Annotated in this window: 16 protein-coding genes; 9 read left to right on the top strand and 7 right to left on the bottom strand. The window is 63.4% G+C overall.

The annotated features are described in order from the left end of the window. Window positions 1–83: 83 nt before the first annotated feature. Entirely contained in the window at window positions 84–1,661 is a 1,578-nt protein-coding gene (locus tag AC1DYO_RS18580) for a trimethylamine methyltransferase family protein (RefSeq protein ID WP_477265657.1), read from the bottom strand. 268 nt (window positions 1,662–1,929) lie between these two features. On the opposite strand from AC1DYO_RS18580, the gene AC1DYO_RS18575 reads away from it, so the two are divergent. The 6 genes from AC1DYO_RS18575 to AC1DYO_RS18550 all read left to right on the top strand — a co-directional run bounded on the left by AC1DYO_RS18575 (window position 1,930) and on the right by AC1DYO_RS18550 (window position 8,174). After that, the gene (locus AC1DYO_RS18575) at window positions 1,930–3,105 is read left to right on the top strand and encodes an MFS transporter (protein WP_477265655.1); all 1,176 of its coding nucleotides are present in this window, start codon (window positions 1,930–1,932) and stop codon (window positions 3,103–3,105) included. A gap of 124 nt (window positions 3,106–3,229) precedes the next feature. Further along, entirely contained in the window at window positions 3,230–5,299 is a 2,070-nt protein-coding gene (locus tag AC1DYO_RS18570; protein ID WP_477265653.1) for a prolyl oligopeptidase family serine peptidase, read from the top strand. 66 nt (window positions 5,300–5,365) lie between these two features. After that, window positions 5,366–5,506, top strand: coding sequence for a capsid protein (locus AC1DYO_RS18565; RefSeq protein WP_112565294.1), 141 nt, complete (start codon window positions 5,366–5,368; stop codon window positions 5,504–5,506). A 50-nt stretch (window positions 5,507–5,556) separates the two neighbouring features. Further along, window positions 5,557–6,936: an aspartate aminotransferase family protein gene (locus AC1DYO_RS18560; protein WP_477265651.1), complete on the top strand. Its 1,380-nt coding sequence runs from the start codon at window positions 5,557–5,559 to the stop codon at window positions 6,934–6,936. 144 nt (window positions 6,937–7,080) lie between these two features. Then, window positions 7,081–7,446 carry a hypothetical protein gene (locus AC1DYO_RS18555; protein WP_477265649.1) on the top strand — a complete coding sequence of 122 codons (366 nt, stop codon included), beginning with the start codon at window positions 7,081–7,083 and terminating at the stop codon, window positions 7,444–7,446. Between the two features lie 89 nt (window positions 7,447–7,535). Further along, window positions 7,536–8,174, top strand: coding sequence for a cytochrome c oxidase assembly factor Coa1 family protein (locus AC1DYO_RS18550; RefSeq protein WP_477265647.1), 639 nt, complete (start codon window positions 7,536–7,538; stop codon window positions 8,172–8,174). Between the two features lie 283 nt (window positions 8,175–8,457). Here AC1DYO_RS18550 and mmsB read toward each other — a convergent pair whose 3' ends face one another. After that, entirely contained in the window at window positions 8,458–9,342 is an 885-nt protein-coding gene (gene mmsB / locus AC1DYO_RS18545; protein ID WP_477265645.1) for a 3-hydroxyisobutyrate dehydrogenase, read from the bottom strand. A 25-nt stretch (window positions 9,343–9,367) separates the two neighbouring features. Beyond that, entirely contained in the window at window positions 9,368–10,534 is a 1,167-nt protein-coding gene (locus AC1DYO_RS18540; protein ID WP_477265643.1) for an isobutyryl-CoA dehydrogenase, read from the bottom strand. A 150-nt stretch (window positions 10,535–10,684) separates the two neighbouring features. Here AC1DYO_RS18540 and AC1DYO_RS18535 point away from each other — a divergent pair, with 150 nt between their 5' ends. Then, window positions 10,685–11,293, top strand: a complete 609-nt coding sequence (locus tag AC1DYO_RS18535) for a dimethylsulfonioproprionate lyase family protein (protein ID WP_477265641.1) — start codon at window positions 10,685–10,687, stop codon at window positions 11,291–11,293. 3 nt (window positions 11,294–11,296) lie between these two features. Continuing rightward, window positions 11,297–12,766 carry a cobyric acid synthase gene (locus AC1DYO_RS18530; RefSeq protein WP_477265639.1) on the top strand — a complete coding sequence of 490 codons (1,470 nt, stop codon included), beginning with the start codon at window positions 11,297–11,299 and terminating at the stop codon, window positions 12,764–12,766. Window positions 12,767–12,782: 16 nt separating this feature from the next. On the opposite strand, the gene AC1DYO_RS18525 is transcribed toward AC1DYO_RS18530, so the two are convergent. The 4 genes from AC1DYO_RS18525 to AC1DYO_RS18510 all read right to left on the bottom strand — a co-directional run bounded on the left by AC1DYO_RS18525 (window position 12,783) and on the right by AC1DYO_RS18510 (window position 15,121). Continuing rightward, window positions 12,783–13,202, bottom strand: a complete 420-nt coding sequence (locus AC1DYO_RS18525) for a VOC family protein (RefSeq protein WP_477265637.1) — start codon at window positions 13,200–13,202, stop codon at window positions 12,783–12,785. A gap of 72 nt (window positions 13,203–13,274) precedes the next feature. After that, window positions 13,275–14,039 carry a helix-turn-helix domain-containing protein gene (locus tag AC1DYO_RS18520; protein ID WP_477265635.1) on the bottom strand — a complete coding sequence of 255 codons (765 nt, stop codon included), beginning with the start codon at window positions 14,037–14,039 and terminating at the stop codon, window positions 13,275–13,277. 73 nt (window positions 14,040–14,112) lie between these two features. Further along, window positions 14,113–14,283, bottom strand: a complete 171-nt coding sequence (locus AC1DYO_RS18515; RefSeq protein WP_112565466.1) for a hypothetical protein — start codon at window positions 14,281–14,283, stop codon at window positions 14,113–14,115. Window positions 14,284–14,335: 52 nt separating this feature from the next. Beyond that, on the bottom strand, window positions 14,336–15,121 hold the full coding sequence (locus AC1DYO_RS18510; RefSeq protein ID WP_477265632.1) for a TSUP family transporter: 786 nt from the start codon (window positions 15,119–15,121) through the stop codon (window positions 14,336–14,338). Between the two features lie 173 nt (window positions 15,122–15,294). On the opposite strand from AC1DYO_RS18510, the gene AC1DYO_RS18505 reads away from it, so the two are divergent. Next, window positions 15,295–15,726, top strand: a complete 432-nt coding sequence (locus AC1DYO_RS18505) for a TerB family tellurite resistance protein (RefSeq protein WP_181055995.1) — start codon at window positions 15,295–15,297, stop codon at window positions 15,724–15,726. Window positions 15,727–15,735 lie beyond the last annotated feature (9 nt).

Raw genomic sequence — 15,735 nt, 5'->3', positions numbered from 1 at the left:
GTCGAGCGCAGCTCGACGGAGTGGGGGTCGCCCGTTCATCAAATCCATACGAAATGATCAGTTCATCAAGCCAACAAAGATGATCAGAAATCGGTCGGCGCGCCGCCTTCGGACGTGCGCTTTTCGACGAAGTCGTTGAGCTCCTCGCGGATTGCCGGGTCCATGTAGGGTTCTTCGTAGGACGCCAGCCGTTCCTTCCAGACCTTGTTGGCCTTTTCCAGCGCGGTCGGCGAGCCGGCCTCGGCCCAGGTCTCGAAGTTGCGCCAGTCGGAGAGGATCGGCGAATAGAAGGCGGTCTTGTAGCGGTCCTGTGTGTGCTGGGTGCCGAAGAAGTGGCCGCCGGGGCCGACAGACTGGATGGCGTCGAAGCCGAGCGCCTCTTCGGAAAGGTCGAGCGGGGTCAGGAACTCCGCCACCATCTGCAACAGGTCGATGTCCAGAATGGTCTTTTCGTAGGAGCAGCGCAGGCCGCCTTCGAGCCAGCCGGCGCCGTGCATCATCAGATTGCCGCCGCCCTGGATGGCGCCCCACAGCGAAAACACGCTTTCATAGGCCGCCTGCGCGTCGACGGTGTTGGCGGCGCAGGTGTTGGAGGTGCGGTAGGGGATCTTGTAGCGGCGGGCAAGCTGGCCGCCGACAAGCTGTGCCTTCATGTATTCGGGCGTGCCGAAGGCCGGCGAACCGGACTTCATGTCGACATTGGAGGTGAAGCCGCCATAGCCGACCGGCGCGCCCTTGCGCACCATCTGGGCAAAGGCAATGCCGGACAGCGCTTCGGCATTCTGCTGCACCAGCGCGCCGGCGATGGTGACCGGCGCCATGGCGCCCGACAGGGTGAAGGGCGTGACGACGACGACCTGGCCCTTGCTCGACATCTGGATGATGCCTTCCATCATCGGCACGTCGAGTTTCAGCGGCGAATTGGTGTTGATGATGGTGAAGACGGACGGCTCTTCCAGCATCTGCTCATGGCTGATGCCGCGCGCGATGCGGGTGATCTCGATGCCGTCGACATTGCGTTCCTTGCCGAGCGAATAGATGTGGAACACCTTGTCGGTCAGCGTGGCAAGGTCGCGGATACATTCGAGGTGGCGCACCGACGGATGGATGTCGGTCGGCTCGACCGGATAGCCACCGGTGCAGTTCAGGATGTTGTGCATCTGCGCCAGGCGCAGGAAGTTGCGATAGTCGGCCTGGTTGCCCGGGCGGCGGCCGCGATCGAGATCGGAGCAGTTCGGCGCCGAGGCCATCATCGACAGGATCACATTGTTGCCGCCGAAGCGTACATTGTGCGCCGGGTTGCGGGCATTCAGCGTGAATTCCGACGGGCAGTTCGAGATCAGATCGAGGATCATGTCGCTGTCGAAGCGCACCCGCTCGCTGCCCGCGGTCACGTCAGCGCCATTTTCCTTCATGATGCGGCGGGCTTCGTCATGCAGCACGTCGACGCCGATTTCCCTCAAGACGCGCAGCGAGGCGAGGTGGATCGATTCCAGCTCGTCGTCGGAGACCAGCTTGGTCGGCGTCAGCGGGTTTCTCAGCTGCCGGAAAGCCGGCTGTTCGAAGGCGGCCGAGCCGCCGGCGCGCTTGCCCGCACGGCCACCGCGACGGGCGCGGTCGGTTGCCAAAGGCGGTTCGGCTGGATGCAGGGCGGCGGTCATGATGGTCCTCGTACGATGCGGGTAGCGGGCGGCATAATGGACCGGCGGCTGTCCGGCCATTGCGGAGGCGGCGACCACTAGGACGAGGGAAGCGACATGCCGGAACGGCAGTTGGATAGCTGACAACCTTGCGGGAGATTGGCGGACAGGACGCGCCCACCACGGCCCTTGGAGCAAGGGGATTTCATCCGCGGCTCTTCCTTTCCCTGAATCGAACCGCTAGCTCAGGTGGTTTGCCGCTGGGCCGGCATTTCATTGGGAAGGCAGCATGGCCGCGACCGGTTCGAGCGATGGCGAAGCGGGGACGCAATGGGCAGCGCTTGCCGGCGTTACCGCCGCACTTGCCATGTTCGGCGCGGCACAAGGGCTGAGTTCACCGCTGTTTACGCTGCTGATGCAGAAGCAAGGCATGTCGCCGGCGCTGATCGGCTTGTCGGCAGCGATGATGCCGCTTGGCCTGATCCTTTCGGCCTCGTTCGTGCCGGCAGCCGTTCGGCTGGTCGGCGCACGCACGCTGGCTATCGGTTGCTCATTGATTGGGGCGCTGTGCTTCCTGGGCATCGGCTATCTGCAGGACTGGGTGGGCTGGTTCGTCATCCGCTTCATCATCGGCATCGTTATCAACCCGCTCTATATCCTGGGCGAAGTGTGGGCGCTGTCACTGGCGCCGCCGTCGCGCCGCGGCAGGGTGATGGGTGCATTCAACACTGTGCTGGGCGCGGGCTATGCCGCAGGGCCTTTGGTCCTGACCGCAGTCGGCATTTCGGGCTGGGTTCCTTTCCTGGTCGGGACGGCAGGGTTCATGCTGTGCGCCGTGATCCTGCGCGCTGTTTCGTCAAGCCTTGCCGGCTTCGAGGACGACGGCCAGTCGTCCGGCGGATTTTTAGGTTTCGCCAGGCTGGCGCCGGCGCTGTTGTTTGCCGTGCTGGTTTCGGCGGCGGTCCAGCAGGGCACCTACGCCTTGATGCCGGTGTTCGGTGCTGCCTATGGCCTGCCCGAAAGGACGCTGGCAGCCCTGGTGATGGCACTGTCGCTGGGAAACATCTTCCTGCAAATCCCGCTCGGCCTGCTGGCCGAGCGTTTCGGCGGGCGGGCGATGATCATCTTCTGCGCGTTGGCGACAACGATCTGCGCGGTTTTGCTGCCGTTGCTGATTACCACGCCGGCGATCTGGGTCGTCCTCCTCGTCATGGGCGCGGTTGGCTACGGCGTCTACACCATGGCGCTGGTCGAGCTCGGCAGCCGCTTCAAGGGGACGGTGCTGGTCGCCGGCAACGCCGCCTTCGCGCTGATGTGGGGCGCCGGCGGCATTGTCGGCCCGCCTGGCGCCGGCGCGCTGATGCAAGTCATCGGTCCGCTCGGCCTGCCAGTGGTCATCGCCGCCCTCGACGCGCTGCTGGTGAGTTTCGCGCTCTACCGCTCGTTCAAGCGCCAAAACGCCTGACAGGCTTTTCCCGGAGACAGGGCTTACTCCCATCAAGGCCAATGACCTGACGTCACCATCTTGAATAAAACAACCCGGGACGCGATGTAGGCGGGGCCGCCCGCCAATAGCTTGGAGACCACGCGTGACCCAATCGACGACAAAACGCCAGACCGAGGCCGCCGCCGAGGATAATTTCCTCTGGCTGGAAGATCGGACCAGCAAGCAATCGCTCGACTGGGTGCATCGCCAGAACGAGCTGACGGTCGGCGAACTGCAAGGCGATCCGTCCTACCAGGCGGCGTTCGAGACGGCGCTCGACCTGATGACGGCCGAAGACAACATCGCCGTCGGTGCCGCGCTCAACGGCCATGTCTATAATTTCTGGCAGGACAAGACCAATGTGCTCGGCCTCTGGCGCCGCACGAGCGTCGCCTCCTACAAGACCGAGAAGCCGGATTGGCAGACAATCATCGATTTCGACGTGCTCTCGGCCAAGGAGGGCGTGAAATGGGTGTTCAGCGGTGCCAGCCGCCTCTACCCCGATTTCAACCTTTGCCTGGTGGCGATGTCGCCGGACGGCGGCGATGCCAGCGAGATGCGCGAATTCGACATTGAAGCCAACTCCTTTGTCGAGGGCGGCTTCAGCGCTCCCGCCTCCAAATCCGGCTTTTCCTGGCTGGACAAGGACACTGTCCTCGTCTCGGCCGCCTTCGAGGAAGAGGACAAGACCCAGTCCGGCTATCCGCGCGTCGTCAAACTGTGGAAGCGTGGCACCCGCCTGGAAGACGCGACGCCGATCTTCGAGGCCGAGAAGCAGGACCTCGCCGCGGGCGTTGGTGTCGAATATGACGGCGACAAGCAGTATCTGTTCCTGGTCCGCGCGATCGCCTTCTTCTCCTCGCACAGCTTCCTGCGCCTGCCATCGGGCGAAAACCGACGCATCCCGCTGCCGGACGATGTCACCGACACTACGCTGTTCAAGGGTCGGTTTGTGTTCGGCGTGCGCAGCCCGTGGACGGCGCCGGATGGCACCGAATGCTTGCCGGACGGCCTCTATTCGCTTGATTTCGAACGCTGGATCGACACCGGCGAACTGGGGCCTGTCGAAACCATGCTCGAGCCGGCGCATCGGGTGTCGATCGCGGGTCTCGCCCGCACGCAGGACCGGCTGTTCATCAACCTGATGGACAATGTGCGCGGCAAGGTCATCGTCTGCGAGCGCAAGGCGGACGGCTGGTCGATGAAACCGGTCGCGTTGCCCGAAAACGGCAATGTCGGCATCGCGCATGCCGAGCATTTCGGCTCCAGCGTCTCGTTCTCCTTCACCGACTTCCTGACGCCGAGCTCGATCATCTGGTCGGACGACGATAGCGAGACGCTGGCCACCGTAAAATCGCAGCCGGCGCGTTTCGATGCCGCGCTGCTGATTTCCGAACAGTTCGAGGCGCGGTCGAAGGACGGCACAATGATCCCGTATTTCGTCGTCAGGCGACGTGATCAAAAGGGTCCGGTGCCGACGCTGCTCTACGGCTATGGCGGCTTCGAAGTGCCGCTGCTGCCTGGCTATGCCGGCGTGCGCGGCAGGCTGTGGCTGGAAAAGGGCAACGCCTATGTGCAGGCGTGCATCCGCGGCGGCGGCGAATTCGGGCCGGCCTGGCATCAGGCGGCGCTGAAGGGCAATCGCCAGAATGCCTTCGACGATTTCGCCGCGGTGGCGCAGGATGTCGTCCAACGTGGCATCGCCACGGCCGGCTCGCTCGGCATCCAGGGCGGTTCGAATGGCGGCCTGCTGACCGGCGTTTCTCTGACGCAGCATCCCGAACTGTTCGGCGCCGTCATCATCGAAGTGCCGCTGCTCGACATGCTGCGCTACACCGAACTGCCGCCCGGCGCCTCGTGGATGGGCGAATATGGCGATCCGTCGAAACCGGAAGAGGCCAAGTGGCTGGGCGCCTATTCACCCTACCAGCATGTGTCGGGCGATGCTGTCTATCCGCCGGTGCTGTTGACGACCTCGACTGCCGACGACCGTGTCCATCCCGGCCATGCGCGCAAGATGGCGGCGCGGCTGCAGGAAGCCGGGCACGGAACGACTTTGTTCTTCGAGGAAACCGAAGGTGGCCATGGCGGGCGCGGCGATCGCCGGCCTCAGGCGACGCAGACGGCGATGAAATACGTCTTCCTGCAAAAGTCGTTGTCCGCCAAGGCCTAGACAGATCCCTCGTGGGCCAAGCGAAGGGTGGTTCACCTCGACCAGCCTTTGCTCTAAGGTGCGGCCATGGCTCTCGTCAGGATCTTGGTTAGCGCCTTTGGGGCTCGCGTATTTCGCGTCGCGGTGACGCCGTCACCGCGCACGCTGCGTGCCGAGCTTTTGCGGCTGTGCGCCCGCATCGGCTATTCACCTCCTGCCGTCCTCTGACGAATTCGCCCCGGCACCGCCGGAATGATTTCTGAGGAAAGAGCACATCCATGACCTACCAGAATTATTCGCTGAAGCAGCTTCAGCAGATCGACGCCGCTCATCATCTGCATCCCTTCACCGACCACAAGGAATTGCGCGAGGCCGGTTCGCGCATCATCACCCACGCCAACGGCCCGTTCATCTACGATGCCGACGGCACCGAAATCCTCGACGGCATGGCCGGGCTGTGGTGCGTCAATGTCGGCTATGGCCGCGACGAGCTGGCCGATGCGGCCTATGCGCAGATGAAGGAACTGCCCTACTACAATTCCTTCTTCAAATGCTCGACGCCGACGCCGGTTCTGTTGTCGAAGAAGCTGGCGGAGCTGGCGCCCAAGGGCGTCGCCCAAGTGTTCTACGGCTCCTCCGGCTCGGAGGCCAACGACACAGCGCTGCGGCTCGTGCGCCACTATTGGGCATTGGAGGACAAGCCGGAGAAGAACCGCATCATCTCGCGCAAGATGGGCTATCACGGCTCGACTATCGCCGGCACGTCGCTCGGTGGCATGGACCTGATGCACAAACAGCTTGGCGGCGCCGTCCCCAACATCGTCCATGTGATGATGCCCTATGCCTATGAGCTGGCGCTGCCTGGCGAGAGCGACCATGATTTCGGCCTGCGCGCGGCCAAGGCCGTCGAGGACGCCATCCTCGAAGCCGGCGCCGACAAGGTCGCCGCTTTCATCGGTGAGCCGGTGATGGGGGCGGGCGGGGTAAAAATCCCGCCGATGAGCTACTGGCCGGAAGTGCAGCGCATCTGCCGCAAATATGATGTGCTGCTGATGCTGGACGAGGTGATCACCGGTTATGGCCGCACCGGCGAGTGGTTCGCCGCGCAGACCTTCGGCATCGAGCCCGACACCATCACCACGGCCAAGGCGCTGACATCAGGCTACCAGCCGCTTTCGGCGCTGCTGGTCGGCGACCGCATCGCGGCGACTTTGGTCGAAAAGGGCGGCGAGTTCTATCACGGCTACACCTATTCGGGCCACCCGGTGGCCTGCGCGGTGGCGCTGAAGAACCTCGAGATCATGGAGCGCGAAGGTCTGGTCGACCGGGTCAAGAATGACACCGGCCCGTATTTCGCCCAGGCGCTGCAGGAGCGCATCGCCAGCCACGATCTGGTCGGTGAAGTGCGTTCGATCGGCCTGATGGGGGCGATCGAGATCGTCAAGGACAAGGCAACCAAGGAGCGCTTCCTTCCGGCGGGCAGTGCCGCGGTCACCGTCCGTGACCACGCTATCGCCCAGGGCCTGATGCTGCGCGCCACCGGCGACACGATGATCCTGTCGCCGCCGCTGATCTGGACGCGTGAGACGATCGACATGGCTTGCGATCGCATCGCCAAGGCGCTGGATCTGGCACAAGCGGATCTGCGCAAGAAGTAGGCGAAAACGATGCCGGGTGCCCTGCGACCAGGGCGCCCGGCCTCAAATGCAACTTCCGTGGTGAATAAGAGGGAACGAATAACCCTTGTCGCGCGTAGTGTTGCGGGACCGGCCAAGACCGGCTGCATTGGGGTCAAGATTTCCATGACAAAGTCAAGCAAGGGTCGGCGGGCGCTGGAAGCGGCCGGGATAGGCCAGGATTTGATGCTGGCGCCGCTGGTGGCGATGATGCGCCTGCCGCTGATGGCTGCGGACGCACAAAACGGCCGGGGGTGGAGCCCTGAAACCGCTCGTGCGGTGCAGGAAAAGGCCACCGCCGTGGCTGAGGGCGCGTTTGCCGCGCAAATGGCGCTGCTGCAATCGACGGCGCGCTTCTGGCCGGAGGTCTTTTCGGGCCGCATGCCGTCGCTGTTCAGCGGTGTCGCGGCAGAACGGTCGATCAGTGCGGCACTGAAGCCCGCCAGCCGCGCGGTGAAGGCAAATTTTCGCCGGCTGTCGACAAAGGGCTGATGACGGCTTTAGGGCTAAGCGAAAACCGATTCCGATTTTCGGGGCCATAGGCTAAACCCGCTGAGGCATATTTGCCGATGGGGGACATCATGGCCGTACAGCCGCTCAACCAGCCCGCTGAAATTCCGCCCGAACTCGACCGCTGGAACTGGGGCGCGTTTTTCCTCAACTGGATCTGGGGCATCGCCAACAACACCTTCATCGCGCTGCTGATGTTCGTCCCGCTGGTCAACATCGTCATGCTCTTCGTGCTGGGCGCCAAGGGAAGCCGTTGGGCGTGGCAGAATGTGTCTTGGCGCGATGCCGAGCATTTCCGAAGGGTGCAACGCAACTGGGCGATCGCCGGGTTCATCCTGTTCGTTTTCGGGCTTGTCAGTATCGCCGCCGTGGCTCTCGTCGTCCCTCGTCTGATGAAGAACAGCGACGCCTACCGGCTAACCATGGAGACGGTACGCGCCGATGACCGCGTCAAGGCCGCGCTGGGTGAAGATATTGACGCCGGCTATTGGGTGGTCGGCAGCGTTCAGATCTTTGGAAACGGCTTGGGCGATGCCCAGCTTAGTATGCCCATTCATGGCAGCCATGGATCGGCCTGGGTGATGTCGCATGCCGTGCGCAGTGCGGGAAAATGGAACCTGCGCCTGCTTGTCGTCATGGCCGGAGGGGCGCCGATCGTGCTGGTTGACGAGGATCACATCGGCAGTCCAGGTGCGGCAACCAAAATATAATTGGACGACGCTGGAATAATCCCCAGAAACGCAAAAACCGCGTCCCATCGGGAACGCGGCTTTGCCAGATACGCATGGCGTTTCGCTAACAATACACTTGCGAAACTTACGGGCTCCGGTACGCGAGACCTGATCCGGAGCGCCGGGCGGATGCGATATGTCCGCCTCGCCATCCGTTGTATAGGCACATCGTTACCGTCGGGTTATCGAGAGCTTAAGCAAATCTAAATTTGCAATTTTCCCGTATGAGAAAAATCGATAAAAACGCTGCAAAATTCGAAACTTATAGAGAATTGCCGCGAAGGAAATTTATGATTCCGGAAAAATCGGCAGCGCCATTTCCCTGCGCGTTGAACAGCGCATAAAGCTGGGCTGCTTCGGCACCCATCGGCGTCACCGCGCCTGCACTTTGGGCGGCTTCCTGCGCCAGCTTCAGGTCCTTCAGCATGAGTGCCGCGGCAAAGCCAGGTCTATAATCCCTGTTGGCCGGCGATGCCGGCACAGGGCCGGGCACCGGGCAGTAGGTGGTCAGCGACCAGCACTGGCCCGACGAGGTGGAGGCGACGTCGAACAGCGCCTGATGAGAGAGGCCAAGCTTTTCGGCCAGCACGAAGGCCTCGGCGACGCCGATCATCGAAATGCCGAGCATCATGTTGTTGCAGATTTTTGCCGCCTGGCCGGCGCCGTCGTCGCCGCAATGGACGATGCGGCCGGCCATCGGCTTGAGAATCGGTTCTGCGGCAGCAAAAGCTTCGCCCGAGCCGCCGGCCATGAAGGTGAGGGTGCCGGCGGCAGCCCCGCCGGTACCCCCGGAGACGGGGGCATCGATCGAATGCAGTCCGTGCTTCTTTGCGACGGCATGCGCCTTGCGGGCCGACTCGACGTCGATGGTCGAGGAGTCGATGAAGAGCGCACCTTGTTTGGCCTTGGGCGCGATGTCCTCGTAAACGGAGAGCACATGCTTGCCGGCGGGAAGCATGGTGATGACGACATCGGCGTCTTTCACCGCGGCAATGGCATTCGCCATGACGACGACGCCATGCTCGCGCGCAACGGTCAAATTCTCCGGCATCAGATCGAAGCCATGCACTGTATGCCCCGCCTTGACCAGATTGGCGGCCATCGGATTGCCCATGTTCCCTAGGCCGATGAAGGCAATGGTGGTCATAGCATCACTCCCGGTATTGCTGGCTTCAGCGGCCGATCAAGGCCCGCGCGATGATCACGCGCATGATCTCGTTGGTGCCTTCGAGGATCTGGTGGACGCGCAGGTCGCGGACCAGTTTCTCGATGCCGTAGCCGTGCAGATAGCCATAGCCGCCATGCAGTTGCAGCGCCTCGTTGGCGACGTTGAAGCCGATATCGGTGACGAAGCGCTTGGCCATGGCCGACCACTTGCCGGCGTCGGGCGCCTTGCGGTCGAGTTTCGAGGCGGCGGCGTAAAGGAAAATGCGGGCCGCCTGCAACTCCGTCTCCATGTCGGCCAGCCGGAACTGCAGCGCCTGGAACCGGTTGATCTTCGAGCCGAAAGCCTTGCGTTCGCCGGTGTAGGCCAGCGCCTTGTCGAGCGCCGACTGCGCGCCGCCGAGCGAACAGGCGGCGATGTTGAGGCGGCCGCCGTCGAGCCCGGCCATGGCGATGCCGAACCCGGCGCCTTCGCCCGACAGCAGGTTTTGCGCCGGCACCTTGCAGTCCTCGAAGATGACCTGGCGGGTCGACTGCATGTGCCAGCCCATCTTGTGTTCGTTGGCGCCGAAGGAGAGGCCGGGCGCATCCTTGGGCACGACGAAGGTGGAAATGCCTTTCGGACCGTCGGCGCCTGTGCGCGCCATGACGACATAGAGGTCGCTGTCGCCGGCGCCGGAGATGAACTGCTTGGCGCCGTTCAGCACATAGTCGTCGCCGCGCTTTACCGCGCGCGTTTTCAGCGCCGCGGCATCGGAGCCCGAGCCCGGCTCGGTCAGGCAGTAGCTTGCCAGCCATTCCATCGAGGTCAGCTTCGGCAGGAAGCGCTGGCGCTGCTCGTCATTGCCGAAGCGGTCGATCATCGAAGCCGCCATGTTGTGGATCGAGATGAAGGAGGAGAAGGCCGGATCGGCGTGCGACAGCGCCTCGAAGATCAGCACGGCATCGAGCCGGCCGAGCGCCGAACCGCCGACATCGTCCCTGACATAGATGCCGCCGAGGCCAAGCGGGCCTGTCTCCCGGATCACATCGGCGGGAAAGTGTTTTTCCCGGTCCCACTGGAGCGCATTGGGCGCCACGCGATCGGCGGCGAAGGCCTGCGCCATCTCCTGGATGGCGCGCTGCTCCTCGTTGAGTTCGAACTGGCTGGTGCTCGCATCGACCGCGGCGTCCATGGCGTGCTCCCTGTGTTTCCCTAGCTGGGGGTTGGCTTGCTGGCCTGTTGTTTTTGGCTTTGCGCGCCGCCCAATCTAGACCAATGATGCCGCCGCGCAACCCGGCTCGCCGCGCAGCCGCTGTGCATGAATGGATCAACGGAGTGTTGGGTGCCGACAAATTTCGATGAGCTGCTCGACCGCTTCCATGCCTATCTCCGGGGCGTGGACAATGCACTGGTGCGTGACGCCGTAGGCCGGATCGACTGGAATATGCTGGCGCGCCCGCTCGAACCGCATCCGCTACCTTGCCTCAACCTGCTCGACCGTATCGCTGAACTGGCGCCGCCAGACGCGCAGCGTCTGGTGCGGCTGCTGGCGGAGCACCGCAACGATCTCCGCTGGGGGCAAACCTACAACGCGGCGGATTTCGGTGAAGCGTTCCTGCAGAAATATGGCTGGCTGGAGGTGTTTGGGCTGCGAGGCCATTTTGCCAATGACGAGGTCGCGGCCGGATTGCTGATCCTCGGGCCCGGCATTACCTATCCCGACCACCATCACATTGCAGAGGAGATCTACATTCCGCTGACCGGTGGCACCGAGTGGCGCATGGGCGAGGGGGGCTTTCATGTCCGCCAGGCGGGCGAAGTGATCCATCACGCTTCCAATGTCAGCCATGCCATGCGCACCGGCAGCGAGCCGCTGCTGGCACTTTACATCTGGCGCGGCGGGCCGCTGTCGCAGAAGTCGACCATTCCCGGCGCGCAGGGCAGAGGCTGAGCCATGGCCAAGGCGATCATGCTGCAAGGCACGGGCTCGGATGTCGGCAAGACCGTGCTGGTGGCGGGGCTTTGCCGTGCGGCCAGGAATCGCGGGCTGAAGGTCAGGCCATTCAAACCGCAGAACATGTCGAACAATGCCGCCGTCGCCGACATTCCGGGTGACGAAAGCGGCGGCGAGATCGGCCGGGCGCAGTGGCTGCAGGCGATCGCCTGCGGTGTCGCACCCAGCGTCCACATGAACCCGGTGCTGCTCAAGCCGCAGACCGATGTCGGGGCACAGGTGGTGGTGCAGGGCAAGGTGTTCGGCGAGGCGCGGGCGCGCGACTACCAGGCGCTGAAAAGCCGCTTGATGGACGCAGTGCTGGACTCCTGGAGCAAGGTCGGCGAAGGCGCGGACCTGGTCATCGTCGAGGGCGCGGGCTCGCCGGCCGAAATCAACCTGCGCAGCCGCGACATCGCCAATATGGGCTTTGCGACGCGGGCCAATGTGCCGGTGATCCTGGTCGGCGACATCGACCGCGGCGGCGTCATCGCTTCGGTCGCCGGCACGCATCTGATCCTGCCGGAGGAAGACCGGAAGATGATCGTCGGCTATCTCATCAACAAGTTCCGCGGCGATGCCTCGCTGTTCGACGACGGCATCAAGGCGATCGACAAATTCACCGGCTGGCGCTGCTTTGGCGTCGTGCCCTGGCTGAAGGCGGCGGCACGATTGCCTTCGGAGGATTCCGTCGTGCTCGAACGTCTCGCGTCCGGCGAGAAGCGGGCGCTGAAAGTCGTGGTGCCGATGCTTGGCCGCATCGCCAATTTCGACGACCTCGACCCGCTCAAGGCCGAGCCGCAGGTCGAGGTGGTGTTCGTGCCGCCGGGGCAGCGCTTGCCGGAAGATGCCGGCCTGGTGGTCATTCCCGGTTCGAAATCGACGATTGGCGATCTCATAAAGTTTCGCGAGAATGGCTGGGATCGCGATCTCCTCGGCCACCGCAAGCGCGGCGGCCATGTCGTCGGCATCTGCGGCGGTTTCCAGATGCTCGGCCGCATGGTGCGCGATCCCGACGGCATCGAAGGCAGCGTCACCGAGGCCGAAGGGCTCGGCCTGCTCGATATCGAGACGGTCATGGAGCCGGAAAAGACGGTGCGCAATGTCAGGGCACGTTCGGTGCCATTCGGCCTGCCGCTTGAGGGCTACGAAATCCATCTCGGCCGCACCACCGGGCCAGACATGGCGCGGCCGTCCGCCGTCATCAACGGTGCGGATGACGGCGCCATCTCCGCCGACGGCAAGGTTTTCGGCACCTATCTGCACGGCCTGTTTTCCGCCGACGCTTTCCGGGCAAAATTCCTGGAAAGCCTCGGCGTCAAAGGCGGCGGCATCGACTATCGCGCCGAGGTGGAAAAGGCGCTGGACGAGGTCGCAGCCGAGTTGGAGATCCATCTCGATTGCGATGCCATTTTCGGGCTGGCGCGCTAACACGCCTCAGGCTGGTTCACGCCTTCTCGCCCGCCTTCGGCCAATAGGTGCCAAACGACCAGACATTGCCCTCGGGGTCGCGGCAAATGAATTCGCGGCTGCCATAGTCGCGGTCGATCAGGTCCTGGATGATCGTGGCGCCGGCTTTTTTGGCCCTGGCATGGGCGGCGTCGGCGTCGTCGACGGCGACGTAGATCGACTTGCCGCCGCCGGAGCCCGGTTCGCCGACCATCTTGCCGTAGTCGTCGCTGCGCGCAGAGCCCAGCATGATCATCGAGGAGCCGAAAGTGAGTTCGGCGTGGTGCACGATGTCGCCCTCGCCATAGCGGGCACGCACTTCGAAGCCGAAGGCCTCGCACAGCCAGTCAATCATTTTTCCTGCGTTCTTGTAACGCAGGGCCGGGTAGAGCCGGGGCGCTTCAGTGGTGGCGGGCATGGAAACCTCCTTCATTGGGTTGGTCGATAAACCCAGTCTGTTCGAAGGCCGCTCCGTCGTCTTGAAGAAATGTTACCTCAGCGCCGTCGGCGGATCGCCGGCGAGTTGGCGGAACTCGCGCACCAGATGCGCCTGGTCGGCATAGCCGCAGTCGGCGGCAATATCGGCCCAATCGCTTTGGTCCTGCCGCGACAGGCCGAGCGCGCGGTTGAAGCGCACGATGCGCGACAGCGTCTTCGGCCCGATGCCGGTCGCGTCGGAGAATTTGCCGGCGAGATGCTTGCGGCTCCAGCCCAGTTTTTCGGCGATCGAGGCAATGCGGGTGCGGCCACCCGATGCGACGATGCGGTCATAGGCCCAGGCGATTTCAGGCGGCGTATCAGCCGCATCCCGGAGACGCGTGGCGACGAAGACCTCGGCAAGATCGAAGCGCGCAGCCCAGTCCGGCGCGTTGCCAAGCCTTTCGCGCAGCGCCATGCCCTCGGCGCCAAGCACATCGTCGAGCACGACCATGCTGTCGGTCAGCTCGCTCATCGGCAGGCCGAAGAAGCGGCGGGCGCCGAGCGGGGTGAAGTTGATCTGCACGCAGCAGGCGCCGCCAAAGGATTCGATCATCACCGGGCCGGCAAACAGGCCGGCGGCGAAACTGGCGAAACGATCATTGTCGCCAGGGTCTTTGCCGAGGCCAATGGCGAAGGGTTCGGCGAAGCTGATCACCAGTGGCACGGTCAGCGAGGCGTATTCGATGTTGCGGAAATGGCCGGGCGCGGTTTCGCGGTAGCCGCAAATGTCCGACACAATGCCTTCGAGTGCCGAAGGCGGCCCCCGCCGGCGCATCTCGAACCGCCCGGCGATGGAGTGGTCCTGTTCGCTTTTGGCCGGGCGCTTCGGTTACCTGAGATATGCGTGCTCAGGCGCCGCGCATCATACAGCCGGCGGCAAGCACGATGTAGGCGATGAGCATAATCCAGACCGATGCCAAGGGAATAAACGCAAGAACGCCAAGCGCGGCGAGAACGCCGATGATGGCGATGACAAGGGATATGATGAAAATAAGCTGAGTGGGTGCACTAAGATTCATGTCTGGTCCCTCCAACATGATTCGTACAAGCGCATTCTATCAGGCGTRAGGCTCATACACCAATTAGCTGGCGAAGCGGATTTGCCGGGTCGGCCAGCAGCTTGATCGCCAGCGCCAGGCAGATGATCACCAGCAGCGGCTTGATCAGCCGGGCACCGATGCGGATGGCGAGGCTGGCGCCGAGACGCGCGCCGAGGAACTGGGCGACGCCCATCATCAGGCCGATCTTCCAGTAGATGACGCCGGCTATGGCAAAGACGATAAAGCCGCCGATGTTGGAGGCGAAATTGAGCAGCTTGGTGTGCGCCGTCGCCTTGAGTACGCCAAAGCCGGCGAGGCTGACGAAGGCGAGCATGTAGAAGGAGCCGGCTCCCGGCCCGAACAGGCCGTCATAGAAGCCGACCGCCGGTGCCACGGTCAGCCCGAACAGGAAGGGCGACAGGCGCTCGGTGCGGTCGACATCGTTCATGTTGGGTTTCACAGCGAAGTAGATTGCGATGGCGATCAGCAGCAGCGGCAGCAGCGCGCGCAGGAGATCGCCGGGCACGAAGGCCGCCAGCAAGGCGCCGACGGCACTGCCGGCAAGGGCCAGAACGGCGGAAGGCAACTGGCGGTGCAGATCGACATGGCCATTCATGGCATAGTGGATGGTCGCCGAAGCGGTGCCGAAGATGCCTTGCAGCTTGTTGGTTCCAAGTGCTGCGACGGGCGGGAAACCGGCAAGCAGCAGCGCCGGGATGGTGATCAGGCCGCCGCCGCCGGCTATCGAATCGACAAAGCCGGCTGCGAAAGCAGCGAAGGCGAGCATGATGACGGTCTGGGCGGCGAGTTCGAGCATCGGGATTTTCTGAGCATTCCGGCGGGAAAGAGATGCCGCGCCTTCGATCATGGCGACCTGGTTTGCGCAAGGCCGATTCAGCGCTACGTCTATCCAGGCGCGTTGCGCTTGGATTTTCTGTGGTGCATGTCATTATCCCAATACCGCTAGGCGGACTTGGGAAGGGGACACTGTTGGCGATGGCTTTGCTCGATCAGATTCTTTCGATCTTCGACGGTGATCCCGGCGTGCGCAAGGTGGCCGACGATCCGGTGCTGTCGGCGGAATTGTTGATGCTGTTTCGTATGATCCTGGCCGACGGCTCGGTGTCGGAGAGCGAAATGGTCGCCTTCCGGCGCATCTGCAAGGACGCCTTCGGCATCCCGGAAACCAGCATCGACGCGGTCATCGAATATCTCAACGAGTTCGGCTACGAGACCAACGGCTCGCAGGCCATCGCGCTGTTTCGCGATCTCGATGTCGAGCGGCGCAAGCTGCTGGCACGCCATATGGCGGAGATCGCCAAGGCGGATTCGAAACTGGCAGAGAGCGAGGTGCGGCTGCTGCGCCGCACGCTCGACCTGCTCGACATCAGCCCGGTCGATGTGGTGAAGCCGGAGGAGTGAGCCGGCTGC

It is taken from the genome of Mesorhizobium sp. P2_F5, from assembly GCF_056403715.1.
This window is presented reverse-complemented; position numbering and strand designations above follow the sequence as displayed.

What these genes read in the sequence shown, in the direction of transcription:
- AC1DYO_RS18580 (WP_477265657.1), bottom strand. Translation starts at nt 1,661, where the DNA reads ATGACCGCCGCCCTGCATCCAGCCGAACCGCCTTTGGCAACCGACCGC.
- AC1DYO_RS18575 (WP_477265655.1), top strand. Translation starts at nt 1,930, where the DNA reads ATGGCCGCGACCGGTTCGAGCGATGGCGAAGCGGGGACGCAATGGGCA.
- AC1DYO_RS18565 (WP_112565294.1), top strand. Translation starts at nt 5,366, where the DNA reads ATGGCTCTCGTCAGGATCTTGGTTAGCGCCTTTGGGGCTCGCGTATTT.
- AC1DYO_RS18560 (WP_477265651.1), top strand. Translation starts at nt 5,557, where the DNA reads ATGACCTACCAGAATTATTCGCTGAAGCAGCTTCAGCAGATCGACGCC.
- AC1DYO_RS18555 (WP_477265649.1), top strand. Translation starts at nt 7,081, where the DNA reads ATGACAAAGTCAAGCAAGGGTCGGCGGGCGCTGGAAGCGGCCGGGATA.
- AC1DYO_RS18550 (WP_477265647.1), top strand. Translation starts at nt 7,536, where the DNA reads ATGGCCGTACAGCCGCTCAACCAGCCCGCTGAAATTCCGCCCGAACTC.
- mmsB (WP_477265645.1), bottom strand. Translation starts at nt 9,342, where the DNA reads ATGACCACCATTGCCTTCATCGGCCTAGGGAACATGGGCAATCCGATG.
- AC1DYO_RS18540 (WP_477265643.1), bottom strand. Translation starts at nt 10,534, where the DNA reads ATGGACGCCGCGGTCGATGCGAGCACCAGCCAGTTCGAACTCAACGAG.
- AC1DYO_RS18530 (WP_477265639.1), top strand. Translation starts at nt 11,297, where the DNA reads ATGGCCAAGGCGATCATGCTGCAAGGCACGGGCTCGGATGTCGGCAAG.
- AC1DYO_RS18525 (WP_477265637.1), bottom strand. Translation starts at nt 13,202, where the DNA reads ATGCCCGCCACCACTGAAGCGCCCCGGCTCTACCCGGCCCTGCGTTAC.
- AC1DYO_RS18520 (WP_477265635.1), bottom strand. Translation starts at nt 14,039, where the DNA reads ATGCGCCGGCGGGGGCCGCCTTCGGCACTCGAAGGCATTGTGTCGGAC.
- AC1DYO_RS18515 (WP_112565466.1), bottom strand. Translation starts at nt 14,283, where the DNA reads ATGAATCTTAGTGCACCCACTCAGCTTATTTTCATCATATCCCTTGTC.
- AC1DYO_RS18510 (WP_477265632.1), bottom strand. Translation starts at nt 15,121, where the DNA reads ATGCTCGAACTCGCCGCCCAGACCGTCATCATGCTCGCCTTCGCTGCT.